22 protein-coding genes and 1 pseudogene are annotated in these 23,608 nt (G+C 72.4%); 8 read left to right on the plus strand and 15 right to left on the minus strand.

Annotated elements, in window-relative coordinates; genetic code table 11:
- Positions 1 to 5 precede the first annotated feature (5 nt).
- Both mqnP and ACL02R_RS23405 read right to left on the minus strand, forming a co-directional pair.
- Positions 6 to 914, minus strand: a complete 909-nt coding sequence (mqnP, locus tag ACL02R_RS23400) for a menaquinone biosynthesis prenyltransferase MqnP (protein ID WP_412798943.1) — start codon at positions 912 to 914, stop codon at positions 6 to 8.
- A complete protein-coding gene (locus ACL02R_RS23405) occupies positions 911 to 2,362 on the minus strand; it encodes a menaquinone biosynthesis decarboxylase (protein ID WP_412798944.1) in 1,452 nt (483 codons plus the stop codon). The genes mqnP and ACL02R_RS23405 overlap by 4 nt, the downstream gene beginning before the upstream one ends.
- Before the next feature lie 87 nt (positions 2,363 to 2,449).
- Here ACL02R_RS23405 and ACL02R_RS23410 point away from each other — a divergent pair, with 87 nt between their 5' ends.
- A complete protein-coding gene (locus tag ACL02R_RS23410) occupies positions 2,450 to 2,863 on the plus strand; it encodes a PLD nuclease N-terminal domain-containing protein (RefSeq protein ID WP_412798945.1) in 414 nt (137 codons plus the stop codon).
- Positions 2,864 to 2,942: 79 nt separating this feature from the next.
- On the opposite strand, the gene ccsB is transcribed toward ACL02R_RS23410, so the two are convergent.
- The 6 genes from ccsB to hemL all read right to left on the minus strand — a co-directional run bounded on the left by ccsB (position 2,943) and on the right by hemL (position 9,403).
- The gene (gene ccsB / locus ACL02R_RS23415) at positions 2,943 to 4,043 is read right to left on the minus strand and encodes a c-type cytochrome biogenesis protein CcsB (RefSeq protein WP_412798946.1); all 1,101 of its coding nucleotides are present in this window, start codon (positions 4,041 to 4,043) and stop codon (positions 2,943 to 2,945) included.
- Positions 4,040 to 5,845, minus strand: coding sequence for a cytochrome c biogenesis protein ResB (locus tag ACL02R_RS23420; RefSeq protein ID WP_412798947.1), 1,806 nt, complete (start codon positions 5,843 to 5,845; stop codon positions 4,040 to 4,042). The genes ccsB and ACL02R_RS23420 overlap by 4 nt, the downstream gene beginning before the upstream one ends.
- A 5-nt stretch (positions 5,846 to 5,850) precedes the next feature.
- The gene (locus ACL02R_RS23425; protein ID WP_412798948.1) at positions 5,851 to 6,594 is read right to left on the minus strand and encodes a cytochrome c biogenesis CcdA family protein; all 744 of its coding nucleotides are present in this window, start codon (positions 6,592 to 6,594) and stop codon (positions 5,851 to 5,853) included.
- A gap of 7 nt (positions 6,595 to 6,601) precedes the next feature.
- Positions 6,602 to 7,192 carry a TlpA family protein disulfide reductase gene (locus ACL02R_RS23430; RefSeq protein ID WP_412798949.1) on the minus strand — a complete coding sequence of 197 codons (591 nt, stop codon included), beginning with the start codon at positions 7,190 to 7,192 and terminating at the stop codon, positions 6,602 to 6,604.
- Positions 7,193 to 7,296: 104 nt separating this feature from the next.
- Positions 7,297 to 7,941: a histidine phosphatase family protein gene (locus ACL02R_RS23435; RefSeq protein WP_412798975.1), complete on the minus strand. Its 645-nt coding sequence runs from the start codon at positions 7,939 to 7,941 to the stop codon at positions 7,297 to 7,299.
- Between the two features lie 157 nt (positions 7,942 to 8,098).
- On the minus strand, positions 8,099 to 9,403 hold the full coding sequence (hemL, locus tag ACL02R_RS23440; protein ID WP_412798950.1) for a glutamate-1-semialdehyde 2,1-aminomutase: 1,305 nt from the start codon (positions 9,401 to 9,403) through the stop codon (positions 8,099 to 8,101).
- A 126-nt stretch (positions 9,404 to 9,529) separates the two neighbouring features.
- On the opposite strand from hemL, the gene ACL02R_RS23445 reads away from it, so the two are divergent.
- The 4 genes and pseudogenes from ACL02R_RS23445 to ACL02R_RS23460 all read left to right on the plus strand — a co-directional run.
- Entirely contained in the window at positions 9,530 to 10,114 is a 585-nt protein-coding gene (locus ACL02R_RS23445) for a hypothetical protein (protein ID WP_412798951.1), read from the plus strand.
- A gap of 53 nt (positions 10,115 to 10,167) precedes the next feature.
- Positions 10,168 to 10,854 (plus strand): DUF3558 family protein, encoded by a 687-nt coding sequence (locus ACL02R_RS23450; protein ID WP_412798952.1) that lies wholly within the window; start codon positions 10,168 to 10,170, stop codon positions 10,852 to 10,854.
- A 35-nt stretch (positions 10,855 to 10,889) separates the two neighbouring features.
- Positions 10,890 to 11,714 carry a DUF3558 domain-containing protein gene (locus tag ACL02R_RS23455; RefSeq protein ID WP_412798953.1) on the plus strand — a complete coding sequence of 275 codons (825 nt, stop codon included), beginning with the start codon at positions 10,890 to 10,892 and terminating at the stop codon, positions 11,712 to 11,714.
- Positions 11,715 to 11,840: 126 nt separating this feature from the next.
- Positions 11,841 to 12,257, plus strand: a pseudogene (locus ACL02R_RS23460) (DUF2637 domain-containing protein); the annotation flags it as partial.
- Positions 12,258 to 12,299: 42 nt separating this feature from the next.
- Here the strand turns inward: ACL02R_RS23460 and ACL02R_RS23465 are convergent.
- Complete coding sequence (locus ACL02R_RS23465; RefSeq protein WP_412798954.1) at positions 12,300 to 13,508, minus strand: RNA-guided endonuclease InsQ/TnpB family protein; 1,209 nt, start codon at positions 13,506 to 13,508, stop codon at positions 12,300 to 12,302.
- A 102-nt stretch (positions 13,509 to 13,610) separates the two neighbouring features.
- The gene (locus ACL02R_RS23470) at positions 13,611 to 14,471 is read right to left on the minus strand and encodes a DUF4231 domain-containing protein (protein ID WP_412798955.1); all 861 of its coding nucleotides are present in this window, start codon (positions 14,469 to 14,471) and stop codon (positions 13,611 to 13,613) included.
- A gap of 232 nt (positions 14,472 to 14,703) precedes the next feature.
- On the opposite strand from ACL02R_RS23470, the gene ACL02R_RS23475 reads away from it, so the two are divergent.
- Positions 14,704 to 15,243, plus strand: coding sequence for a hypothetical protein (locus tag ACL02R_RS23475; protein WP_412798956.1), 540 nt, complete (start codon positions 14,704 to 14,706; stop codon positions 15,241 to 15,243).
- A gap of 22 nt (positions 15,244 to 15,265) precedes the next feature.
- Here the strand turns inward: ACL02R_RS23475 and lysS are convergent, their stop codons facing one another.
- On the minus strand, positions 15,266 to 16,984 hold the full coding sequence (lysS, locus tag ACL02R_RS23480; RefSeq protein ID WP_412798976.1) for a lysine--tRNA ligase: 1,719 nt from the start codon (positions 16,982 to 16,984) through the stop codon (positions 15,266 to 15,268).
- 135 nt (positions 16,985 to 17,119) lie between these two features.
- Between lysS and argS the strand changes: the two genes are divergently transcribed.
- Both argS and ACL02R_RS23490 read left to right on the plus strand, forming a co-directional pair.
- Entirely contained in the window at positions 17,120 to 18,883 is a 1,764-nt protein-coding gene (gene argS, locus ACL02R_RS23485) for an arginine--tRNA ligase (protein WP_412798957.1), read from the plus strand.
- A gap of 252 nt (positions 18,884 to 19,135) precedes the next feature.
- Positions 19,136 to 20,350: a S8 family peptidase gene (locus tag ACL02R_RS23490; RefSeq protein WP_412798958.1), complete on the plus strand. Its 1,215-nt coding sequence runs from the start codon at positions 19,136 to 19,138 to the stop codon at positions 20,348 to 20,350.
- Between the two features lie 30 nt (positions 20,351 to 20,380).
- On the opposite strand, the gene ACL02R_RS23495 is transcribed toward ACL02R_RS23490, so the two are convergent.
- The 4 genes from ACL02R_RS23495 to hemB are packed head-to-tail and all read right to left on the minus strand — an operon-like array spanning position 20,381 to position 23,590.
- Positions 20,381 to 21,490, minus strand: a complete 1,110-nt coding sequence (locus ACL02R_RS23495) for a serine hydrolase domain-containing protein (RefSeq protein WP_412798959.1) — start codon at positions 21,488 to 21,490, stop codon at positions 20,381 to 20,383.
- On the minus strand, positions 21,487 to 22,245 hold the full coding sequence (locus ACL02R_RS23500) for an SDR family NAD(P)-dependent oxidoreductase (RefSeq protein ID WP_412798960.1): 759 nt from the start codon (positions 22,243 to 22,245) through the stop codon (positions 21,487 to 21,489). The genes ACL02R_RS23495 and ACL02R_RS23500 overlap by 4 nt, the downstream gene beginning before the upstream one ends.
- Before the next feature lie 17 nt (positions 22,246 to 22,262).
- Positions 22,263 to 22,598: a YnfA family protein gene (locus tag ACL02R_RS23505; RefSeq protein ID WP_412798961.1), complete on the minus strand. Its 336-nt coding sequence runs from the start codon at positions 22,596 to 22,598 to the stop codon at positions 22,263 to 22,265.
- Positions 22,595 to 23,590, minus strand: coding sequence for a porphobilinogen synthase (hemB, locus tag ACL02R_RS23510; RefSeq protein ID WP_412798962.1), 996 nt, complete (start codon positions 23,588 to 23,590; stop codon positions 22,595 to 22,597). The genes ACL02R_RS23505 and hemB overlap by 4 nt, the downstream gene beginning before the upstream one ends.
- Positions 23,591 to 23,608: the final 18 nt, after the last annotated feature.

The raw sequence follows: 23,608 nt of genomic DNA on the forward strand, positions 1-23,608 counted from the left end.
GCGCGTCACCCGCGCAGGCCGCGCGCCGCCAGGTCGAGCAGGGCGAACGCGAACAGCGCCATCCCCACGAAGCCGTTGACCGAGAAGAACGCCCGGTTCAGCCGCGACAGGTCGTCCGGCTTCACGATCGCGTGCTCGTAGACGAACGCCCCCGCCACCACCGCGAGCCCGGCCCAGAAGAACGCGCCCGCGTCCGTCGCCGCCGCGTACCAGACGAACAACGCCATCGTCAGCGCGTGGCACACCCGCGCCCCGTACAGCGCGCCCGCGATCCCGAACCGCGCCGGGACCGACCGCACGCCCTGTCCCCGGTCAGCCGCCACGTCCTGGCAGGCGTAGATCAGGTCGAAGCCGCCGATCCACAGCCCGACCGCCGCGCCCAGTATCACCGCGTCCCACGACCACGAGCCGGTCACCGCCAGCCAGCCGCCGACCGGGCCCATCGCCTGCGCCAGGCCCAGGATCGCGTGCGGGTAGTCCGTGAACCGCTTGCCATACGGGTAGACCACCATCGGCACCACGGCCACCGGCGCGAGCACCAGGCACAGCGGGTTCAGCAGTGCCGCCGCGCCGAGGAAGACGGCGAGCGCCACCGCCGCGCCGGTCCACGCCGTCCGCACGGACACCGCTCCGGTGACCAGCTCGCGCCCGGCCGTCCGCGGGTTCCGCGCGTCGATCTCCCGGTCGATGACGCGGTTCGCCGCCATCGCGAACGTGCGCAGCCCCACCATCGCGACGGTGACGAGCAGCAGCGTCCCCCACTCGACGGTCTCGTCCCGCCCGTCGAGGAACATCGCGGTCAGCGTCGCGATGTACGCGAACGGCAGCGCGAAGACCGAGTGCTCGATCATCACCAGCCGCAGGAACGCCTTGACCCGCCCCGCGTCGGAATCACCCGCCACCGTCGCCGTCACAGCCCGTACTCCTTCCACCGCCGGTCGACCCGTTCCGCCGTCTCCGGGTCGGAGACGATCATCCGCGGCCAGCCGCCGTCCCGCGTGTACCCCTCGCCGGGCCACTTCGCCGTGGCGTCGATCCCGGCCTTGCCGCCCCAGAACTGCTGGTACGAGGCGTGGTCGAGGTGGTCGACCGGGCCCTCGGTGAGCAGCAGGTCGCGGGCGTAGTCCACGTTCCCCAGCGCCCGCCAGGCGACCTCGTGCAGGTCGTGGACGTCGCAGTCGGCGTCTACGACGACGACCAGCTTCGTGAGGGACATCATGTGCGCGCCCCACACGGCGGACATGACCTTCTGCGCGTGCTTGGGGTACTTCTTGTCGATCGAGACGATCGCGCAGTTGTGGAAGCCGCCCGCCTCCGGCAGGTGGTAGTCCACGATGTCGGGGATGATCACCTTCAGCAGCGGCAGGAAGAAGCGTTCCGTCGCCCGCGCGAGCGGCCCGTCCTCGGTCGGCGGGCGGCCGACGACGATCGACTGGAACAGCGGCTTCTTCCGCATCGTCACGCAGTCGATCGTCAGCGCGGGGAACGGCTCCTGCGGCGTGTAGAAGCCGGTGTGGTCGCCGAACGGGCCCTCGGGCAGCTCCTGCCCCGGCTCAAGCCAGCCCTCCAGCACCACTTCCGCCTGCGCGGGCACCTGGAGCGGGACCGTCACGCAGTCCACCATCTCCACGCGCCTGCCCTGCACGAAGCCCGCGAACAGGTACTCGTCGATGTCGCCGGGCAGCGGCGCGGTCGCCGCGTACGTCACGGCGGGCGGGCAGCCGAACGCGATGGCGACGGGCAGCCGCTCGCCGCGCCTGGCGGCGACCTGGTAGTGGTTGCGGCTGTCCTTGTGGATCTGCCAGTGCATGCCGATGGTCCGCGCGTCGTGGCGCTGGAGGCGGTAGAGGCCGAGGTTGCGGACGCCGGACTCGGGGTCCTTGGTGTGGGTCAGCCCCAGGTTGAAGAACGAGCCGCCGTCCTCCGGCCAGGTGAACAGCGCGGGCAGCCGCGTGAGGTCCACGTCGTCGCCGCGCAGCACGACCTCCTGCACGGGCCCGTTCTTCACCTTCTTCGGCGGCACGTGCGCGACCGACGCGAGCTTGCCGAACGCCTCCCGGACGCCGACGAAGCCCTGCGGCAGCTCGGGCTTGAGCAGCCCGGCGATCTTCTCGCCGATCTCCTGGTAGGACGCGAGGCCGAGCGCCTTCAGCAGCCGCCGGTCGGTGCCGTACACGTTCATCGCGAGCGGCAGGTCGGAGCCCTTGACGTTCTCGAAGAGCAGGGCGGGGCCGCCCGCCTTGTTCACCCGGTCGGTGATCTCGCCGACTTCCAGGTGCGGATCGACCTCGGCCTTGACCCGCTTGAGGTCCCCGTCCCGTTCGAGCGCCTTCAGCAGGCCGCGCAGGTCGTCGTACGCCATGCCGCTCAGTATTGCCGACGCATTACCCTGGATTTGGTCAGGGGGCCCGCCCGCAGGCCCCGGTTCACTTCACCCAGGGGGACTACCATGCTCAGGGTGCTGCTGTTTCTGGTACCGCTAGCGCTGGCCGTCTACGCCCTGGTGGACTGCATCAGCTCCAAGGACGAAGACGTCAGGCACCTTCCCAAGCTCGTGTGGATCGCGCTGATCGCCCTGGCCTGGGTGATCGGGCCGCTCGCCTGGATCCTGGTGGGCCGCAGGCGCGGCGCCGCCGCGGCCCGCGGGCGCGGCGGGGTCCGCTTCGTCGCCCCTGACGACAACCCCGAGTTCCTGCGCTCCCTCGGCGACGACGCCTCGCCCGGCGCGCCCGCGCGGCGTGACGAGGCGGAGAAGGACCGCGAGCTGCTGGAGACGTGGGAGGAGGACCTGCGCCGCCGCGAGGAGGAGCTGCGGCAGCGGGACGACACCGACGACGACAATCCGGCGGGCGGCAAGAGCTGAGCCCGCTCCCGCGACACGGCGAGAGGCCGGAACGGACGATCCCGTTCCGGCCTCTCGCGCTTCCCGTGTCACCGGCGGGTCAGACGCCGCCGTAGCCGTGGAGGCTGTCGAAGAAGATGTTCACGCCGTAGTAGTTGATCAGGAAGCAGACGATGCCGGCGATCGCCAGGTACGCGGCCCGCCGTCCCTTCCACCCGGCCGTGGCCCGCGCGTGCAGGTAGCAGGCGTACGCGACCCAGGTGATGAACGCCCACGTCTCCTTCGGGTCCCACGCCCAGTACCGGCCCCACGCCGTCTCGGCCCAGATGGCGCCCGCGACGATGGTGAACGTCCACACCGGGAAGACGGCCGCGTTCACCCGGTAGCTGAACCGGTCGAGGCTCAGCGCGGACGGCAGCCGCTCCAGCACGGAGGTGGCGAGCCGCCCCGGCTGCCCGCCCGCGGCGAGCTTCGCCTCGTACCGGTCGCGGAAGAGGTAGAGCACCGCGCTGACCGCGCCGAGATAGAAGAGGCCGCCGCAGACGATCGCCAGCGGCACGTGAATCCACATCCACATGGAGTCGAGCGCGGGGACGAGCTGCGTCGACTCGTTGTAGAGGACGGTGACGGCCAGGCCGAGGTCGAGCAGGACGGTCGTCACCAGCGGCAGGCCGAGCCAGCGGACCGGCGTGCGGGCGGCGAGGAAGCCCAGGTAGCCGGCGATGCCGACAACACCGAACGCCACGGAGAACTCGTACATGTTCCCCCACGGCCCGCGGCCCACGGCCACGGCGCGGGTGACCACGGCGCCCAGGTGCAGCAGGAACGCGAGCACCGTCAGCGAGACGGCGATGCGCCCGTACGTGTCGCCCTGCGCGTCCTCGCCCGCCGCGCCGGGGCCGTCCGGGACGGCGTCGCGGGACGGCGTCGTGGAGCGGCTGACGATCCGGGGCCGCTCCAGCACGCTGGTGCCGCCGCCCTTGCGGACGGTGACGGCGGGGCGCTGGGCGGGGACCGCGGCCGTCTCCCCGTCGGTGTCCCCGCCGGTGAGGGCCGCCGCCGTGCGCGCGACCCTGCTGCGGCTGCCGAAGATCCACTCGGCCGTGTAGGCGAGGAACGTCAGGGCGTAGACCGCCATGGCGGAGTAGACCAGGGTGTTGCTGAGGTCGGCAAGACCTTCGTTGGCGGCGGCGAGAGTCATGTGCGTGCTCCTTCGGCAGCGGCGGACTCGGTGGAGGGGACGTCTGCGGCGTCGCCGTGCGCGGGGTCGTCCGGCAGCAGGGGCGCGTCGGGTACGAGGGCGTCGGCGAGCGCGGCCAGCTCGGCGGGCACGCGCGCCGACTCCGTACGGCCCAGCGCGGCCATCTCGACGACGGTCCGCCCGTCGTCGCCCGCCCAGGCGCGCACCCACACGCGGCGGCGGCGCAGCATCAGCGAGCCGACCAGCCCGGCGATGGCGGCGAGCGCGCCGGTGAGCGCCCAGGTGTTGCCCGACCGGGAGGCCATCTGGAAGGTCGCCCACTGGTCGAAGCTCTCGAACGTGATGGAGCCCATGCCGTCCGGCAGGTCCACGGTGTCGCCCGGCTGCATGTCGAAGCGCAGCAGGTCGCCGTCGTCGCCGGTGAACTGCTCCATGTGGGTCGTGTCGAGCTGGTAGACGTTCTGCGGCAGGCCCGAGTCGACGCCGAGGTCGCCGTGGAAGGCGTTGAGCGTGAGGACGGGGAAGTCGGGCTCGGGGAACGTGGAGTGCGGGCCGCGCACCTCGTCCACCCCGTACGTCGGGTTGAAGAAGCCCTGGAACGCGAGCTGGTCCGGCTCGCCGTCCGGGCCGACCGCGTCGGGGACCTTGATGACGCCGGTGGAGGTGAGCGCCGAGTCCTGCGGGATGAACGGGACCGGGCCGCTGTACACCACGTCGCCCTGGCCGTCGCGCACGGTGACGTCGGGCGCGAAGCCGTGGCCGATGAGGCGGACGCGGGTGTCGCCGATGCGCAGCGGCGTGTTCACGTCGATCGTCGTGTCGTGCTCGCGCCCGTCGTCGGTGCGGTAGGTGACGTCGGCGGTGAACTCGGTGGGGGTGCCCAGGTCGGGTCCCGAGCGGGCGAACGAGGCGTGGAAGTCGTTCAGCGTGAAGCCGAAGCGCTCCAGGTCGTCCAGGTCGTAGAGGGTGCCCGACTCGAAGTCGTCGTACATGGTGATGTTGTTCGCGAAGCTGGTGCCCTCGACGACGAGCTTGCCGCCCTCGGCGTAGAAGAGGCGTCCGATGGCGAAGGCGATCAGCAGGACGACGAGCGAGAGGTGGAAGACGAGGTTGCCGGCCTCGCGCAGGTAGCCCTTCTCGGCGGCGACGTGCGGGCGGCCCGCCGCGTCCTCGGGCCTGTCGGTACGGAAGCGCCGCCGCTTCAGCAGCCCGTGCGCGGCGTCGAGCACCTGCTCGGGCGGGGCGTCGGTGCGCCAGGTGGTGTACGCGGGCATGCGCGTCAGCCGCCGAGGGGCGCGGGCGGGGCGGCCGCGCAGCTGGCCCACGAACTGCCAGGAGCGCGGCAGGATGCAGCCCACCAGCGAGACGAACAGCAGCAGGTAGACCGCCGAGAACCACACCGACGAGTAGACGTGGAAGAGCTGGAAGGTGTCGTAGAAGTCCGACAGCCGGGGGTTGCGCTCGCGGAAGTCGCGGACGCCCAGCTCGTCCGTGCCCTCCTGGGGGATCAGCGAGCCGGGGACGCTGGCGAGGGCGAGCAGGAAGAGCAGGACCAGCGCGACGCGCATGGAGGTGAGCTGCCGCCAGAACCAGCGGGCCCAGCCGAGGGTCTCGCGCGCCGTCCAGGCCAGCGCGCCGCCGACGCCAGGGGCGCGTACGCCGCCGAACGAGCCGGGGGCGGACGCCGTGGCCTCCTCCTCGGCGGGCGCGGTGGTCAGCCCGCTGCCCGCCACGGCCTCGTCGGCGTCGCGCGCGGCGTCGTCGGTCCTGGTCTCGTCGGGCGGGGTGGCGTCGTCGGTCATGGCGGTCAGACCCCTGTGGTGAAGTTGCTGGTCCAGTAGCGCAGCTCGGACGTCACGTCGTTCCAGGCGCCCGTGACGAGGAGCAGTCCGGTGACGATCAGCATGCCGCCGCCGATCCGCATCACCCACACGTAGTGCTTCTTCACCCAGGCGAAGGCCCCCAGCGCCCGGCGGAAGGCGAGGGCCGTGAGGATGAACGGCAGCCCGAGGCCGACGCAGTAGGCGAACGTGAGCAGCGCGCCGCGCTCGGCGGTGCCCTGCTGGAGGGCGAGGAACTGGACGCTGCTGAGCGTCGGGCCGATGCAGGGCGTCCAGCCGATGCCGAAGACCACGCCGAGCATCGGCGCGCCCGCGAGCCCTATCGACGGCCTGCGGTGCAGGCGGAACTCCCGCTGCCCCAGCCGGGGGACGACGCCCATGAAGACGATCCCGAGCACGATCGTGAGCGCGCCGAAGATCTGCTGGAGGCCTGTCTGGTGGCGCAGCAGGTTGCGGCTGAACTCGCCGAACAGCGCGCCTGAGGAGACGTAGACGGCGGTGAAGCCGAGGACGAAGAGCGAGGCGCCCGCGAGCATCCGGCCGCGCCTGGCGGTCCCGAGGTCGGCGCCGCCGACGCCCGTCACATAGGAGAGGTAGCCGGGCACGAGCGGCAGGACGCACGGCGAGAAGAACGACACCAGCCCGCCGAAGACCGCCACGGGGATCGCGAGCAGCAGCGCGCCGGTGAGGATCGTCTCGTTCTGGCCCATGACCGGGTCAGCCCTCGGCGATGATCGGGTCGAGGACGTCGCGCAGGTCCTGCTCGCTGAGCGGCGTCAGCGCGCGTACGGCGACGCGCCCCTCGCGGTCCACGATGAGCGTGGACGGGACGCCCTGCGGGTTGAGGGTGCCCTTGGGGAAGTCGAGGAGGACCTGCCCGTCCGGGTCGTAGAGGCTCGGGTAGGGGACCTCGAAGCGTTCCTCGAAGGCGTTGGCCTGGTCCTTCGACCGGTCCTGGAGGTTCAGCCCGACGAACTGCACGCCCTGGTCGGCGGTGTCGTTGGCGACCGCCACCAGGTGCGGCATCTCGGCGCGGCAGGGGGCGCACCAGGAGCCCCACACGTTCAGCACCAGGACCTCGCCCCGGTAGTCGGCGAGGCGGAGCTGGTCGCCCTCCAGGGTCTCGCCCTCGATGTCCGGCAGTTCCTGCCGGTCGGCCTCCGCGACCCGGATCACCTCCCCCGTACCGTGCACGATGTTGGTGTTGTCACCGGAGGAACCCGCCTGCTGGCCCGTGCAGGCCGTCAGCGTCAGCACCCCGGCAGCGAGCCCGGCGACGCCCACGGCCAGAGACCGGAACTGGATCATGTGAAAAGTTTCCCATGCGTGTACGGGCGATCTTCGGTGCCCCCCTTGTCCCATTGTTTCCCCAGGTGGGACGGCCTGTCCGGGGGCCGGGGGACCCCTCGCGGTCAGGCGCCGAAACCCTTCGCCCCCTTGACGGGACGCGCCCCGGCACGCAGGTGCGCGGGCAGCAGGTCGGCGGCCGGCTCGGAGTAGGTGACGGCGACGATCTCGTCCCCCTCGTAGATGAAGCTCGTCAGCGACGCGAGGGTGCACTCGCGCGAGCGCGGGTCGTGCCACAGCCTGCGGTGCTCGACGTGGCAGCGCAGCACCCACACCGGCAGCTGGTGGCTGACGAGGACCGCCTCGTGGCCGCGCGCCGCGTCACGCGCCGCGTCGAGCGCCTCGCGCATCCGGCGCGCCTGCTCGGTGTACGGCTCGCCCCACGAGGGGCGGAACGGGTTGCGCAGGTGCCGCCAGTTGCCGGGGCGGCGCAGGGCGCCGTCGCCGACGCCGAAGGTCCTGCCCTGGAAGACGTTGGCCGCCTCGACGAGCCGGGGGTCGGTGCGCAGGGTGAGGCCGTGGGCCGCCGCGATGGGGGCGGCGGTCTCCTGCGCGCGTTCGAGGGGCGAGGCGACGACCTCGGTGATGTCGCGGTCGGCGAGGTGCGCGGCGACGCGTTCCGCCATCTCCACGCCGAGGGCGGAGAGGTGGAAGCCCGGCAGCCGCCCGTAGAGGACGCCGGTGGGGTTCTCCACCTCGCCGTGCCGCATCACATGGACGACCGTGCGCCCCGTGGCCTTCTCCGCCGCGCCGCTGTCCTGCCCTGCGCTGCCCTGTCCTGCGCTGCCCTGTCCTGCGCTGTCCGCTGTGTTCATCCGCCCGTGCCCGTCCGCTATCCCGTTCTCCTCCGTCACCGTCGCCGCCCCCTCAGACCTCGGCGGCCGCGCGAGCGGCCGTGGGCAGTGCGGCGGCGATCCGTTCCATCGCCTGCGCGTCGTGCGCCGTGGAGACGAACCACGCCTCGAACGCGGACGGCGGCAGGTGGACGCCCTGCTCCAGCATCGCGTGGAAGAAGGCCGTGTAACGGTCGGTCCGCTGGGCCTTCGCACCCTCGAAGTCGGTGACCGGCGCGTCCGTGAAGAAGACGGAGAACATGTTCCCCGCCCCCGAGACGACGTGCGGCACACCCTCCTTGGTGAGCGCCGCGCCCGCGAGGCCGCGCAGCTCGGCGGCGGTCGCGTCGAGCCGCGCGTACGCCGCGTCGTCCAGCAGCCGCAGCTGGGCGAGCCCGGCGGCGGTCGCGACGGGGTTCCCGGACAGGGTGCCCGCCTGGTAGACCGGCCCCTCCGGCGCCAGCCTGGCCATCACGTCGGCCCGGCCGCCGAACGCCGCCGCCGGGAAGCCGCCGCCCATCACCTTGCCGAACGTGATCAGGTCGGGGACGACGCCCTCGACGCCGAACCAGCCCGCGCGGCTCATGCGGAAGCCGGTCATCACCTCGTCCGAGATCAGCAGCGCACCCCCGGCCGCGCACAGGTCCTTCAGCCCCTGGTTGAAGCCGGGCAGCGGCGGGACGACGCCCATGTTGCCCGGCACCGCCTCGGTGATCACGCAGGCGATCTCGCCGGGGTGCGCGGCGAACGCGGCCCGCACGGCGTCCAGGTCGTTGTACGGCAGCACGAGCGTCTCGCCCGCCTGCGCGCCGGTGACGCCCGGGGTGTCCGGCAGGGCGAACGTCACCGCGCCGGAACCGGCCGACGCCAGCAGCGCGTCCACGTGCCCGTGGTAGCAGCCGGCGAACTTCACGACCTTCGCCCGCCCGGTGAAGCCGCGCGCCAGCCGGATCGCCGACATCGTCGCCTCGGTGCCGGACGAGACGAGCCTGACCTTCTCGACGGGCGTGACGCGCGCCGTGATCTCCTCGGCCAGCTCGACCTCGCCCGCCGTGGGCGTGCCGAACGACGTGCCGCGCCCCACGGCCTCCCGTACGGCGGCCAGCACCTCGGGGTGGGAGTGGCCGAGAATCATCGGTCCCCAGGAGCACACCAGGTCCACGTACTCGTGTCCGTCCGCGTCCGTCAGGTAGGGACCGGAGCCCGACGCCATGAACCGCGGCGTGCCGCCCACCGCGCCGAAGGCACGGACCGGCGAATTCACGCCGCCGGGGGTCACGGCGGAGGCGCGGGCGAACAGCGTCTGCGAAACTGGGGCTTCTGCGTAGGATGGCGTCACGCGATCCATGGTGACAGAGCCGTGTACAGGTCGGTCTCAGGGCGTTTCGCCGCGGCCTGACGGGGGAGGTCTTCCGAAACGATGATCGGGTCGCGCGGCGGGGGTCGCGAGTAGTCAGGTGGTGACATGCAGCGCGGTGGCGAAGTGGGCGAGGGAACCGGGGATCCCGGGCCGGAGCCCGCGGGGCCGCGCGCGCGGGCCCGCCGCGGCAGGCACCGCCGCAAGGGGACCGACGGCGTCACCGGAGACTTCGACCCCAGGGGCCGGAGCGGCCGGATGGCGGTGACCTACAAGTACTTCGGCGCCCCCGACGGCGCCACCGCCGCCCGCGTGCCGCTGTCGATGCGGCCCGAGGAGCTGGGCGGCGACGAACTGGGCCAGGGCATGTTCACGCGCATCAAGCCGGAGACGATGGCCGCCATGGTCCTCACCGGCATCGAGGGCATCCCGCTGCACCGCGTCCCGCCGCTTGAGCTGGTCGTCCTCCACCCCGACTACGCGGTCGTGAAATTGCCCACAACCGCGGTGGACCCGCTGCGCGGCATCGGGGACGAGACGGTCGGCGCGGCGGCGTTCATCTGGTCCACGGTCCCCGACCGCAGCGGCCCCAGCGACGCGTTCGGCGTCTACCGGCTGCTCAACGAGTGGCAGGACTTCTCGCGCCGCCTGCACGAGGCCGGTCATCAGCCGTACTGCCTGGTCTGGCCCTGATCCCATGCGGTAGACATGGTGGCCCTGCCGGTTCGATCGAGGGAGGGCGACCGGTGCGGCGCACCGCGACCACGACGCAGGCGCTTCTCGGGGGGCTGACGGCGGTGCTCCTGGCCGCCTGCTCCCCCGGGCTCGGCGGCGGCGACACGGAGGACCCGGGCGCGCAGCCCGCCGCGCCCCGCGCGCAGGAGCCGGCGCCGGGACGTTTCTCCAGCCTGCCGGAGCCCTGCGGCGCCGTCCCGGCCGAGACGCTCCGCGAGCTGCTGCCGGGCGGCGCGGCCGAGGACTACGCCGGCGAGCCGCGCGTGACATACGACACGGGCCGCCGCGTCGGCTGCTCCTGGGGGACGGTGGACGGCGCCGACGCGTACCGGCTCGCGATCGGCATGCTGCGGGTCGTCTCCTACGACCCGGCGGTCAGCGACGACGACCAGGCGGAACGGGACTTCGAGGAACGGGCCACCGACGCGGGCATCCCCGCGGACGCCCCGGCGGAGGGCGCGCTCGCGCCGCGGATGCTGGAGGGCATCGGCCAGATCGCGTACGTCGACGACCGGCTGATCGCGTCAGACGGCGGCCCGACGCGCGAGATCGATCTGACCTTCAGGAGCGCGAACGTTATCGTCACTGTGCAGTACGCCGTCTCGACCAGCGCGCCGGACGCCGTGCCGGAGAGCGAACCGCTCCAGCAGCGGGCCGGGACCGTCGCCCGGCGCCTCGCGGACGGCTTCGACGCCTAGCCGGGGCTGCCACCGATCACAGGAGCGATAACCTCATGGACCGCAACGCCAAGCGCCTCGCCGTGCGGACGGCGGCCTGGGCAGCCGTGCCCGTGCTGCTCGCCGCCGGCTGTTCCTCGGACTCGTCCGGTTCCGACGACGGGGCGGGCTCCGACGGCCCCACGAGCGCGGCGCCGGCGCCCGAGCCCGTACGGTTCGCGGCGCTGCCGGACGTCTGCGCGACGGTCGGGGCCGACCTGATCGGGGAGTACGTGCCCCGCGCCGACCCGGAGGACGGGGACACGCTCACCTCCTCGGACACGACCAGTTCGGCGACCTGCCTGTGGAGCGGCCTGGACGACTACCAGTTCCGCTCGCTGACCGTCTCGCTGCGGCGCTTCGACTCGGACCTGTCCATCGGCAGCGGCGACGAGCGCGCGGCGGGCTACGCGGAGCAGGTCACCGAGGAGGTCACCGGCGACGACGCCAACCAGGACGTCGAGACGGGCGCGCTGGACGAGGCGGGCGACGAGGCCGGCTGGATCGGCTACTCCGTCACCAAGACCGACGAGGACGACAACGAGCAGGACTACCGCGAGAACCGCGTCGTCGCGCGCGTCGACAACGTCGTGCTGACCGTGGACTACTCGGGCGCGGGCCTTGAGGGCGAGGACATGCCGGGCGCGGACGCGATCGCGGACGGCGCGGTCGCGGTGGCGCGCGAGGCCACCGCACGGCTGGACGCGTGGGGCGAGGAGAACGCGGGCGGCGCCCCGGAGTCGGACGGGTCCGGGGCACCGGACGAGTCGGGCGATTCCGGCGAGTCGGAGGAGAACGAGCCCCCGGGGAACGCTCAGGACAAGCCCGACGACAACGGGTGATCCCGCGGCGGGAGTTCGCGCGTTTGTGCGGATCCGCGGCTGACCTCTCTTGACGCATGTGCCAGTCTGGCGGCCGGAGTTCTCTCCGTTCGTTCAGTTGTCCAGTCGAGTCGGGAGGGACCGCGGGTGGCCGCGATCAAGCTCACACGCGCACACCGCATACTCGTCGGCATCGTCCTCGCCGGTGCCGTCGTCATCGCGGCGATCGGCTTCGCGGGCTCCTACGCCTCCGTGCGCGAGCTGGCCGAGGAGAAGGGCTTCGGGGCCTTCTCGCCGTTCTTCCCGATCGGCGTGGACGCGGGCATCGTCGTCCTGCTGGCGCTCGACCTGCTGCTGACGTGGCTGCGCACCCCGTTCCCGATGCTGCGGCAGTCGGCCTGGCTGCTGACGGCGGCGACGATCGCGTTCAACGGCGCCTCCGCCTGGGGCGATCCGCTCGCCGTCGGCATGCACGCGATCATCCCGCTGCTGTTCGTCATCACGGTGGAGGCGGCGCGGCACGCGATCGGCCGCGTCGCGGACATCACGGCGGACAAGCACGTGACTCCGCCCACGCGTGAACGCGTGGGCTTCCTGCGTCGGTGGCTAAGCCACTGTGCAGAGGGCCAGCCCGGCCCTGTCGAGGACGTTCGTCGCACCGACGTGGTCCGCGTTCGCCGCGAACGCGCACGCTGTGCACCGGAACTTCTCCTGGGTGACGCGGTTCTCCTTCGCCACATGTCCGCATCCGGGGCACGTGCGGGAGGTGTTGCGCGCGTCCACCGGAACCACCAGGCGACCGGCGCTCTCAGCCTTGTTCGCCAGGATTCCGAGGAACTGCGCCCAACCCGCGTCAAGGATGCTGCGGTTGAGTACGGCCTTTGCCCGGGCACCGTTCGGCAGGAAGCCGCCGGGCTGCTCGGGGTCGGCCTTGGGTGCGGGTGCGCGGGTCATGCCCGCCGTGTTGAGCCGCTCGTGCGCGATCACGTCGTAGCCGGTGATGAGCGCGCGTGCGGTCTTGTGGTGGAAGTCGGCACGCTGGCGCCGGATCCTGGCGTGCAGCCTGGCGACCTTCCGGGCGCCGGCCCGATGCTTCTTGGTGCGCTGCCTGGTGCGCTTCGGAAACGTCGCGAGGTGCCGCTGCGCTTCGGCCAGTTCACCGGCCGCTGCCTGAAGGAAACGCGGATTGGCGACGTGTCCGCCGTCCGAGGTGGTCAGGAAGTGGGTGACGCCCATATCGATGCCGACGTTCGCACCGGTGGACGGCAGCGGTTCGGTGGGCACCTCATCGCAGGCCAGGACGACGTACCAGCGGCTCCCCTCGCGCTTCACACTGATCGTCTTCACCCGGCCCTGCACAGGCCGGTGCCGGTGCACCCGGATGTGCCCAACGCCCTGGAGACGGACGCGGGTCTGCGGGTCGTGGGGCGTACTGTCCCAACGGCAGCCGTCACCGTCCCTGGGGAAAGTCACAGTGTCGAAGTGCCCGACGCCCTTGAAACGCGGGTAGCCCGGAGTCTGCCCTGCCTTGACCCGACGGAAGAACCCGGCGAACGCCTTGTCCAGACGGCGCAAGGTGGCCTGCTGCGAGGAGAACGACCAGCGTCCCTGACATTCGGGGTCGAACGCGCGGATCTCCTTGAGCTGCGCGGACTGGTCTCCGTACCTGACGCTCGTCTTCGAGACATGCCGGTAAGCGTCCCGGCGCTCCTGCAACGCACCGTTGTACAGCGAACAGTGGTCCCGCAGCATCTCACCCAACGCTGCCGCCTGACCGGCCGTAGGCCGCAGGAGGAACTTGTACGCGCGGATCACAAGCCGTCCCCCTTCTTCCCCGGCCGTTCCCCGGTGCCTACGTACTCCCGACCCTCGCCGCCGATACCGCACCGCCCGACGCGGCGATTGAAACTACTGCTGCTAGGCCGACCGGTCCTCAGTGGAGCTCTGCTGCTCAAGCTGTAGTTCCCGCTTGCGTTGCTCTTCCTTCAGACGCTCGACGAATCGTGCGAACATTCTCAGCCTCTCGTGCTCCGAGAGGGGCGCCGACGGGTCCGTTCCAGCATAGTCATCGAGCATGAACTGCGACGCGTTGTAATGCTTTTCGATATCGTCCGCCGTCGACTGTAGGTTGTACCCACGTTCGCGGAATTTGAAGTAGCCAGTGATGCCAGCAGAGATACCCACGAGGGCGCTGAGCGCTGAAGTGAGGATACGCAGAACCAAGTTCGAGCCTTCGTTCATCGCTGCCAGCGTCGATGTCACGATCGACCCTGTAATGATGATGATCTGGAAGAAGTTGTGGACTCGTCGATTTGTAGCGGCCCCCTTCCGGTACTGGTCGATCAGATCGAGAGACGCCTCACGATAGATCCTTAGACCCGACGGCGAGTCCAGCGGGAGCTTCGCCGCAGCTGTTTGTCGGTCCAGCGACGCGTTCCGCAGCGTCGTAGTCGACGCCACGATCTTCTTGCGGTTCCTCCAGAGTGCCCATCCAGCGGCCACCCACAACACCAGCACGATGACGAGCCCGGCATACCGCGTAAACGTCGGCTGCTCATCCCACAAGCCCACGACGACGGTGTACCCAAGCAGAAAAGCCAGGGCGATGGCGCCCATCATCGTCAGCAGGAAGATCCGCTGGAACGTCCGGGCCGCCCGAAGATCGTCTTCCAACTGGTCGAAGGCTTTCACCTTCTCGCGGTACTCCTGCTGAAGTGCCCTCTCCTGCGCCTCTGTCAACTGAGCCGGACCCGCCCCACCGCCTGCTCCTACGGTCACTATCTCCCCCTGTCGCTACGGCACATACACATGATGCCAGCCAGCCATCAACTACACCGACGTAACTGACGTACCGGAAGGAGCGCGCCCAGTCCCGCTGCACGAGACCGCCCTCGCGGGGCTCGCGGCGGCGGAGCGCGAGGCGCTGCCGCCGGGCGGCGCGTACGTCCCCGAGCAGCGGGCGTACGGCCAGGCGCCGCGCGCACAGGCCCCGGCGGCGCCGACCGCGCCGGTGGACGAGGGCGGGCCGGGCGAGCCGTGGTGGGTGGACAACCAGCCGCAGCACCAGCTCACGCCGCAGATCCAGTCCCAGCCCCAGCCGGAGCCGCAGCCGCAGCCGCAGCCGCAGCCGCAGATGACCGTGCCGGTCGGATCGGGCGGCAGGGTGCGTCCCCTCGGCAACGCCCCCGTCAACGGCCACGCCCAGTACCACCGCCCCGAGGCGCCGCCGCAGATCTTCCCGCAGGCCGAGGAACAGCAGCCGCACCAGGCCGAGCCACAACAGGCGCAAGACGTGGCCCAGTTGACCGAACCCGACGCCGCACCGCCCCCGCCCCTCAGCCCGGCCGACATCGAGGCGTACTACGCCGCCTACCGCCAGTACGTGCTGGAGAACGGCGAGTTCCCCAACGCGCGGCAGCTCTCGCGGTTCCTCAACGAGCGCCACGGCGTCACGGACGGCCAGGGCTCCCTGCTGAGCGAACCGTTCCTCCGCGACGTCACCCGCGGCTTCCGCGAGCGCTACAGCGGCGAGATGGGCACCGGCGTCTGACCGCCGGCGCCCCGCGCCCCGTTCAGCCGCCGAGCAGCGCCCGCACCCGGTCGGCGCCCACCGCGAGCAGCAGCGTCGGCAGCCGCGGCCCCGTCTCGCCGCCGACCAGCAGCCGGTACAGCAGCGCGAAGAACGCCCGCTGCGCCGCCTTCAGTTCGGGCGTCGGCTTCGCGTCGGGCGTCAGCCCCGCCTGCACCTTGGGCACGCCGTACACGAGCGACGTCAGCCCGTCGAGCGACCAGTGGCTGTCGAGCCCGGCGAGCAGCAGCCGCAGCGACTCGCGCCGCTGCTCGTCGAGCGACCCGAGCAGTTCCTCGTCCGGCGTCGCCCGCACACGGGTGCGCGCCTCGGGCGGCATCTGCGTCTGCACCCAGCACGCCGCCCGGTCGAGCCGGGGCCGCACCTCGTCCAGCGCGCGGACCGGGTGCTCCGGGTCGAGGTCGGCGAGGATGCGGAGCGTCTGCTCCTCGTCCCCTGTGGTGATGTCGAGGACGGACGTGAGCGTCCGGTACGGCAGCCGCCGCGGCGTCGCGGGCAGGGCGCCCGCCGCCGTGCCGACCGCGCGGGTCCAGGCGGCGAGGTCGCCCGGCTGCGCGGTCCCGTCGGCGACCTTGCGGTCGAGCGCGTCCCACTCGTCATAGGTCCGCTGGATCTCGCCGTCGAAGGCGATCTTGAACGACTGGTTGGGCCGCCGCCGCGCGTACAGCCAGCGCAGCAGCGGCGCCTCCATGATCTCCAGCGCGTCGGCCGCGATCGGGACGCCGCCGCGCGAGCTGGACATCTTGGCCATGCCGGTGATGCCGACGAACGCGTACATCGGGCCGATCGGCCGCTCGCCGCCGAAGACCTCCTTGACGAGCTGCCCGCCGACGACCCAGGACGAGCCGGGCGAGTGGTGGTCGACACCGGCGGGCTCGAAGACCACGCCCTCGTACGTCCAGCGCATGGGCCAGTCGACCTTCCACACGAGCTTGCCGCGCGTGTGGACGGCGAGCTTCACGCTCTCCCGGTGCCCGCACTCGCAGACGTAGTCGAGGTCGGTCGTCCCGTCGTCGTACGCGGTGATGGTCGTCGTGTCGCGGCCGCAGACCGAGCAGTAGGGCTTGTACGGGTAGTACTCGCCGCTGCCGCCGCTGCCGTCGTCCTCGCCGGCCGCGCCCGAGCCCTCCACGGCCGCCCGCTCCGCCGCGTCGTCCGACGCCTCGGGGGCCTGCTCGGCCTGCTTGGTGCGGTAGCGGTCCAGGACGGCGTCGATGCGGCGCCGCTCGCGCATGGCGAAGAGGATCTGCTCCTGGTAGGCGCCCGACGTGTACTGCTCGGTCTGGGAGATGGCGCGGACCTCGACGCCCAGCTCGGCGAGCGCGGCGACCAGCGGCGCCTTGAAGTGCTCGGCCCAGCTGGCGTACGGGCTGCCGGGCGGCGGGGGCACCTCGGTCAGGGGCTTGCCGATGTGCTCCGCCCAGGACGCGTCCACGCCGACCCCGGCCGGGACCTTGCGGAAGCGGTCGTAGTCGTCCCAGGACACCAGGTGGTCGCAGGGGATGCCGCGGCGCCTGATCTCGTCGGCGACGAGGTGCGGGACCATGACCTCGCGCAGGTTCCCGAGGTGGATGGGGCCCGAGGGGCTCAGCCCGGAGGCGCAGACGACGGGTTTGCCGGGGGCGCGTCGCTCCGCCTCGGCGATGACCTCGTCCGCGAGTCGGGAGACCCAGTCCGCGGTCTCCGGGGTGGTCTGAACCACAGCAGGCACACACTTTCTTGGGATCGGAGGGGCCCCGTCGGGGGCGTTCGGGGTGTTCAGGGCGTCGGCGGCGAGGCCGACGGCCTCCATTCTTCCACCAGCGGGCGGGCGGACGCCCGTGGGATACTGGCGCCCATGACCGCGGTCCCCTCCCTCAGCACCTCAGTCCAGCGCCTCCTCTCCGCAGCCATCGACGCCGCCCTGCCCGACGCGGCCGGCGCCGATCCGCTGCTGCGACCGAGCGACCGCGCGGACTTCCAGGCGAACGGCCTGCTGGCCCTCGCCAAGCGGCTGAAGGGCAACCCGCGCGAGCTGGCCGGCACGGTCGCCGCCGGTGTAGCGCGTGACGGGCTGATCGGCGGCATCGAGGTGTCGGGGCCCGGGTTCCTCAACATCACGGTGACCGACGAGGCGCTGGTCTCCACCCTCGCCGCGCGCGCGGCCGACGAGCGGCTCGGCGTCCCGCTGGCCGCCGCCCCCGGCACGATGATCATCGAGTACTCGCAGCCGAACGTCGCCAAGGAGATGCACGTCGGCCACCTGCGCTCGACGGTCATCGGCGACGCGCTCGTGCGGATCATGGAGTTCCGCGGCGAGAAGGTGATCCGGCGCAATCACATCGGCGACTGGGGCACGCAGTTCGGCATGCTGATCCAGTACCTGACCGAGCACCCGGGCGAACTCGACCACGGCGCGGACGCCGACGCGGGCGACGCCGCCATGTCCCGGCTGAACCGGCTCTACCGTGCGTCGCGCGCGGTGTTCGACAGCGACGCCGAGTTCAAGGAGCGTGCGCGGCGGCGCGTCGTCGCGCTCCAGGCGGGCGACCCGGAGACCGTCGCGCTGTGGCGGCGCATCGTGGACGAGTCCACGGTGTACTTCAACGCGGTGTACGACCGGCTGGACGTGCTGCTGACGGACGACGACATCGTCGGCGAGTCCGCGTACAACTCCGATCTCGCCACGCTCGCGGACGAGTTGGAGCGGTCGGGCGTCGCGGTGCGGTCCGCGGGCGCGCTGTGCGTGTTCTTCGACGACGTGCGCGGCCAGGACGGCGAGCCGGTGCCGCTGATCGTGCGCAAGGCGGACGGCGGCTTCGGGTACGCGGCGACCGACCTCGCGGCGATCCGCGACCGGGTCGGCGTCCTCGGCGCCGACACGATGCTCTACATCGTGGACGCCCGGCAGGCGCTGCACTTCAAGATGGTCTTCGAGACGGCCCGGCGCGCGGGCTGGCTGCCCGAAGGGGTCGCGCACCACCTGCCGTTCGGCACGGTGCTCGGCAAGGACGGCAAGCCGTTCAAGACGCGCTCGGGCGAGACCGTGCGGCTGATGGACCTGCTGGACGAGGCGGTCGAACGGGCCGCCGAGGTCGTCCGCTCCAAGGCGCCGGACCTGCCGGCGGCCGAGGCGGCGGAGCGGGCGCGCGAGGTCGGCATCGGCGCGGTCAAATACGCGGACCTGTCCACCTCGCGGACGCGCGACTACGTGTTCGACCTCGACCGGATGGTGTCGCTCAACGGCGACACGAGCGTCTATCTCCAGTACGCGTACGCCCGTATCCAGTCGATCCTGCGGCGCGCCGCCGAGCGGTCGGCCGGACCGGCCGCCGCGCACCGGGAGTTGGCGCTCGCCCCGGCCGAACGGGCGCTCGGGCTGCACCTGGACGACTTCGCGGAGACCCTCGAAGCGGTCGCGGCGAGCTACGAGCCGCACAAGCTGGCGGGGTACCTCTACGCGCTGGCCTCGCACTTCACGACGTTCTACGACCAGTGCCCGGTGCTGCGCGCCGAGGACGCGGCGACGGTGGCCAACCGCCTGTTCCTGTGCGGGCTGACGGCGCGGACGCTGGCGCAGGGCATGGCGCTGCTCGGGATCGAGACGCCCGAGCGGCTGTGAAGCGGCTGTTGCGCGGCGTCAGTTCCTGATGAACATCGCGTGACCGGCCGGGAGGCGCCCTTGCCGTGGTGCCTCCCGGCAGCCGATGCTTCCGACAGGTGAGCGAACGGCGAACGGACGTACAACAGTTCACGTCCGACCCCAGGGATGTCATGCCCATGCCACTCCGAGGTGCCGCCGCGCGCCCACCCGCACCGCGCACCCCGCACCACACCCCCGCAACGCACCACCGATGAGGAGGAGACCCCTCGCATGGCAGTGCTGCGTACCACCCTCCGCACCACCGCGCTCGCCGCCGCCGCGCTCACGCTCGGCGCCGCGTTCAGCCTCCCCGCCGAAGCCGGCGCCCGGCAGGACGCCGCCCCGGCCGACGCCCGCGCGCTGATCGCGAACGCGGGCGCCCCCGGCACCGTCAAGGGCAGCTACATCGTCCTGCTGGAGCAGTCCGCGTTCGCCGCCGACTCGCCCCGCGCCGAACGCCTCGCCGCCTCCTACGAGACGGAGATCACCAGCACGTACGACACCGTGCTCAACGGCTTCGCGGTGGAGGCCACCGAGGCCGAGGCCGTGGCGCTCGCCGCCGACCCGGCCGTGGCCCAGGTCGTCCAGAACCAGCGCGTCCGCGTCGCCGCGACCCAGCCGAGCCCGCCGTCCTGGGGCCTCGACCGGATCGACCAGCCCGACCTGCCGCTCAACCAGTCCTACACGTACCCGAACAGCGCGGGCACGGGCGTGACGATCTACGTCGTGGACACCGGCATCCGCTACACGCACCAGGACTTCGGCGGCCAGGCCACGTTCGGCTACGACGCCTTCGGCGGCAACGGCTCCGACGGCTACGGCCACGGCACCCACGTCGCCGGGACCGCCGCCGGGACCCGCTACGGCGTCGCCAAAAACGCGGACCTCGTCTCCGTCCGCGTCCTCGACAACTCCGGCTACGGCACCACCGAGACCGTCGCCAACGGCGTCGAGTGGGTCACCGAGAACGCCGACGGACCGTCCGTCGCCAACCTGAGCCTCGGCGGCGGCCCGGACCCGGTGATCGACCGCGCCGTCCGCGCCTCCATCGCCTCCGGCGTCACCTACGCCATCGCGGCAGGCAACAGCTACGGCGCCAACGCGGCCAACTACTCCCCGGCCCGCGTCACCGAGGCCATCACGGTGGCGTCGAGCGCGAGCAACGACGCGCGCTCCTCGTTCTCCAACATCGGCGCGGTCGTGGACATCTACGCCCCCGGCACCGGCATCACGTCGGCGTGGAACACGTCCGACACCGCCACCAACAACATCTCCGGCACGTCGATGGCAACGCCGCACGTCGCGGGCGTCGCGGCCGTCTACCTGTCGTCCAACCCGACGGCGAGCCCGGCGGCCGTGCGCAACGCGGTCGTCGCCCTGGGCGAGCCCAACACCGTCACCAACCAGGGCGCGAACACCACGCGCACCCTCCTCCAGGTGAGCTGACCCCCGGAAGTGGGTCCCGGCCCCCGCGCGTCAGAGCGGCAGCACGGCCCGTGCCAGCTCGCGCGCGGGGGCGCGGCGGTAGTCGTGCCCCACGCCCTGCGCGCGCGTGGGGTGCACGCGGTTGGTCAGCAGCACGAGGAGCACGCCCGTCGCGGGGTCGGCGACGACGCTCGTCCCGGTGAAGCCGGTGTGGCCGAACGCGGTGGGCGACGCCAACTCCCCCATCCAGCCCGGCTGGTCGAGCTGCCAGCCCAGGCCGCGCGCCGCCTCGGGCCCGAGCCCCGCGCCGTTCTGCGGTCTGAGCATCTCCCGCACGGACGCGGGCGACAGGACGCGCCGGTCGCCGTACGCGCCGCCGTTCAGCACCGTCTGCGTGAAGACGGCCAGGTCGTGGGCGGTGGAGAAGATCCCCGCGTGGCCCGCGACGCCGCCGAGGTGGTGGGCGTTCTCGTCGTGCACCGTGCCGCGCACCAGCGCGCGGCCCGTCCACGGCTGCGCCTCCGTCGCGGCGACGCGCGGCAGCAGCGACGCGGGCGGCCGGTAGCCGGTGTCGGCCAACTCCAGGGGCCCGGTGACCAGTTCGGCCACCAGCGCGTCGAGCCCCCGCCCCGCCGCCGTCTCGCAGACGGCGCCCAGCGCGATTAGCCCGAGATCCGAGTACGCGTACCCCGGCGTCAGCGGCTGCCCGGCGATGGCGGCGAGCACGGCGTCCCGGCCGTCGTACGGCGCGAGGTCGGTCACCGGCGGCAGGCCGCCTGTGTGCGTCAGCAGCCCGCGCGGCGTCAGGCCGGGCGCCCGCCGGAAGCCCGGCAGGTACGCCGCGACCGGCGCGTCCAGGTCCAGCACACCGCGCTCCGCCAGCGCCACTGCCACCACGGCCGTGAACAGCTTGGACAGCGACGCGAGATCGAACACCGTGTCACGCCGCATCGCGATGTCCTCGCCCCCGAACCGCACCGCCGAGCCGCCCGCCGCGTGCACCACGACCACCCCGCGCCGCGCCGCCAGCACAACGAACCCCGGGTACGCGCCCGCCCCTTCACACAGCAGATGCGCGCGCGCCGCCGGGACGATCCGCGCGACGCCCGCAGGATCGAGCCCGGCCTCGCGCGGCGACCCGTACCGCAGGACGTGCGTCATGCCTCCCGGTGCACCTTCGTGTTGGACGCCTGGGCGCGCGGACGCAGCACCAGCAGATCGACGTTCACGTGCGGCGGCCGCGTCACGGCCCACGCGACGGTGTCCGCCACGTCGTCGGCCGTCAGCGGCTCGGCGACGCCCTCGTACACCTTCGCGGCCCGCGCCTCGTCGCCGCCGAAGCGCACGAGCGAGAACTCCTCGGTGCGCACCATCCCGGGCGCGATCTCGATCACCCGCACCGGCCGGTCCACGATCTCCAGGCGCAGCGTCTCCGCCAGCACGTGCGCCCCGTGCTTGGCCGCGACGTACCCGGCGCCGCCCTCGTACGTGCCGTGCCCGGCCGTCGAGGAGACGACCACCACCGTCCCCGCGCCCGAGGCGGTCAGCGCGGGCAGCAGGGCCTGCGTCACGTTGAGGACACCGAGGACGTTGACCTCGTACATCGCGCGCCAGTCGCCCGGGTCGGCGTCGGCGACGCTGTCCATGCCGAGGGCGCCGCCCGCGTTGTTCACCAGCACGTCGCACCGCTCAAGCGACGCCGCGAACGCGTCCACGGCCGCCCGGTCCGTGACGTCCAGCGCGTACGCGCGCGCCGCCCGGCCGCCGCCCGTCAGCGTGGCGGCCAGCTCCTCGATCCGCCCGGCACGGCGGGCGGTGAGCACCACCTCGTACCCCTCGGCCGCGAGGCGCCGCGCCGTGGCCGCCCCGATCCCGCTGCTCGCGCCCGTCACGACGGCGATGGGCCTGTCCGACACGTGTGCCTCCCGCGTTCTCAGTGCTCCCGTGGCACATACATGATGACCGCGACGCCCACGAGGCAGAGCAGCGCCCCGACCACATCCCACCTGTCGGGACGGAACCCGTCCGCCACCATGCCCCACGCGAGCGACCCGGCGACGAACACCCCGCCGTACGCGGCCAGGACGCGGCCGAACTCGGCGTCCGGCTGGAGCGTCGCCACGAAGCCGTAGACCCCGAGCGCCACCAACCCGCCGCCGATCCACAGCCAGCCGCGGTGCTCCCGCACCCCCTGCCACACCAGCCACGCCCCGCCGATCTCGCACAGCGCGGCCGGCACGAACAGCGCGACCGACCGGGCGACGCTCACCCGCCCGCCGCCACCCGCAGCCGCTGCGCGAACTCCGTGGCCCAGTACGTCAGCACCATGTCGGCACCGGCGCGCCGGAACGACATCAGCGTCTCCTCGATCGCCCGCTCCCGGTCCAGCCAGCCGCGCTCCGCCGCCGCCTCGACCATCGCGTACTCGCCGGAGATCTGGTACGCCGCCACCGGCACCGGCGACGCGTCCGCGACGCTCCGCAGCACGTCGAGGTACGGCATGCCCGGCTTCACCATCACCATGTCCGCGCCCTCGGCGAGGTCCAGCTCCAGCTCGCGCAGCGCCTCGCGGGCATTCGGCGGGTCCTGCTGGTACGTCCTGCGGTCGCCCTTGAGCGACGAGTTGACGGCCTCCCGGAACGGGCCGTAGAACGCCGACGCGTACTTCACCGAGTACGCCAGCACGCCCACGTCGTGGTGCCCCGCCGCCTCCAGCGCGTCGCGGATCACCCCGATCTGGCCGTCCATCATGCCGCTCGGGCCCAGCACGTGCGCGCCCGCGTCGGCCTGCACCACGGCCATCTCCGCGTACCGCGGCAGCGTCGCGTCGTTGTCCACGCGCCCGCGCGCGTCCAGCACGCCGCAGTGCCCGTGGTCGGTCACCTCGTCCAGGCACACGTCGGACATCACGACCAGGTCGTCCCCGACCTCCTCGCGCACCGCCCGCAGGCCGCGCTGGAGGATGCCGTCCGGGTCCGTGCCCGGCGTGCCCACCGCGTCCTTCTTCGCGTCCTCGGGGACACCGAAGAGCATGATGCTGCCGACCCCGGCCTCCACCGCCTCGGCCGCCGCCTTCCGCAGGGAGTCCAGCGTGTGCTGCGACACCCCCGGCATGGAGGAGATGGCCACCGGCTCGGAGATCCCCTCGCGCACGAAGGCGGGCAGGATCAGGTCCGACGCATCCAGCCGGTGCTGCGCCACCATCCGCCGCATCGCGGGGGTGGTGCGCAGCCGCCGGGGGCGCGTCCGGGGGTAGTTCATGACGTCCTCTCACGCGCC

It is taken from the genome of Streptomyces sp. MS19 (assembly GCF_047200595.1).
In the GTDB taxonomy this organism is placed as follows: domain Bacteria; phylum Actinomycetota; class Actinomycetes; order Streptomycetales; family Streptomycetaceae; genus Streptomyces.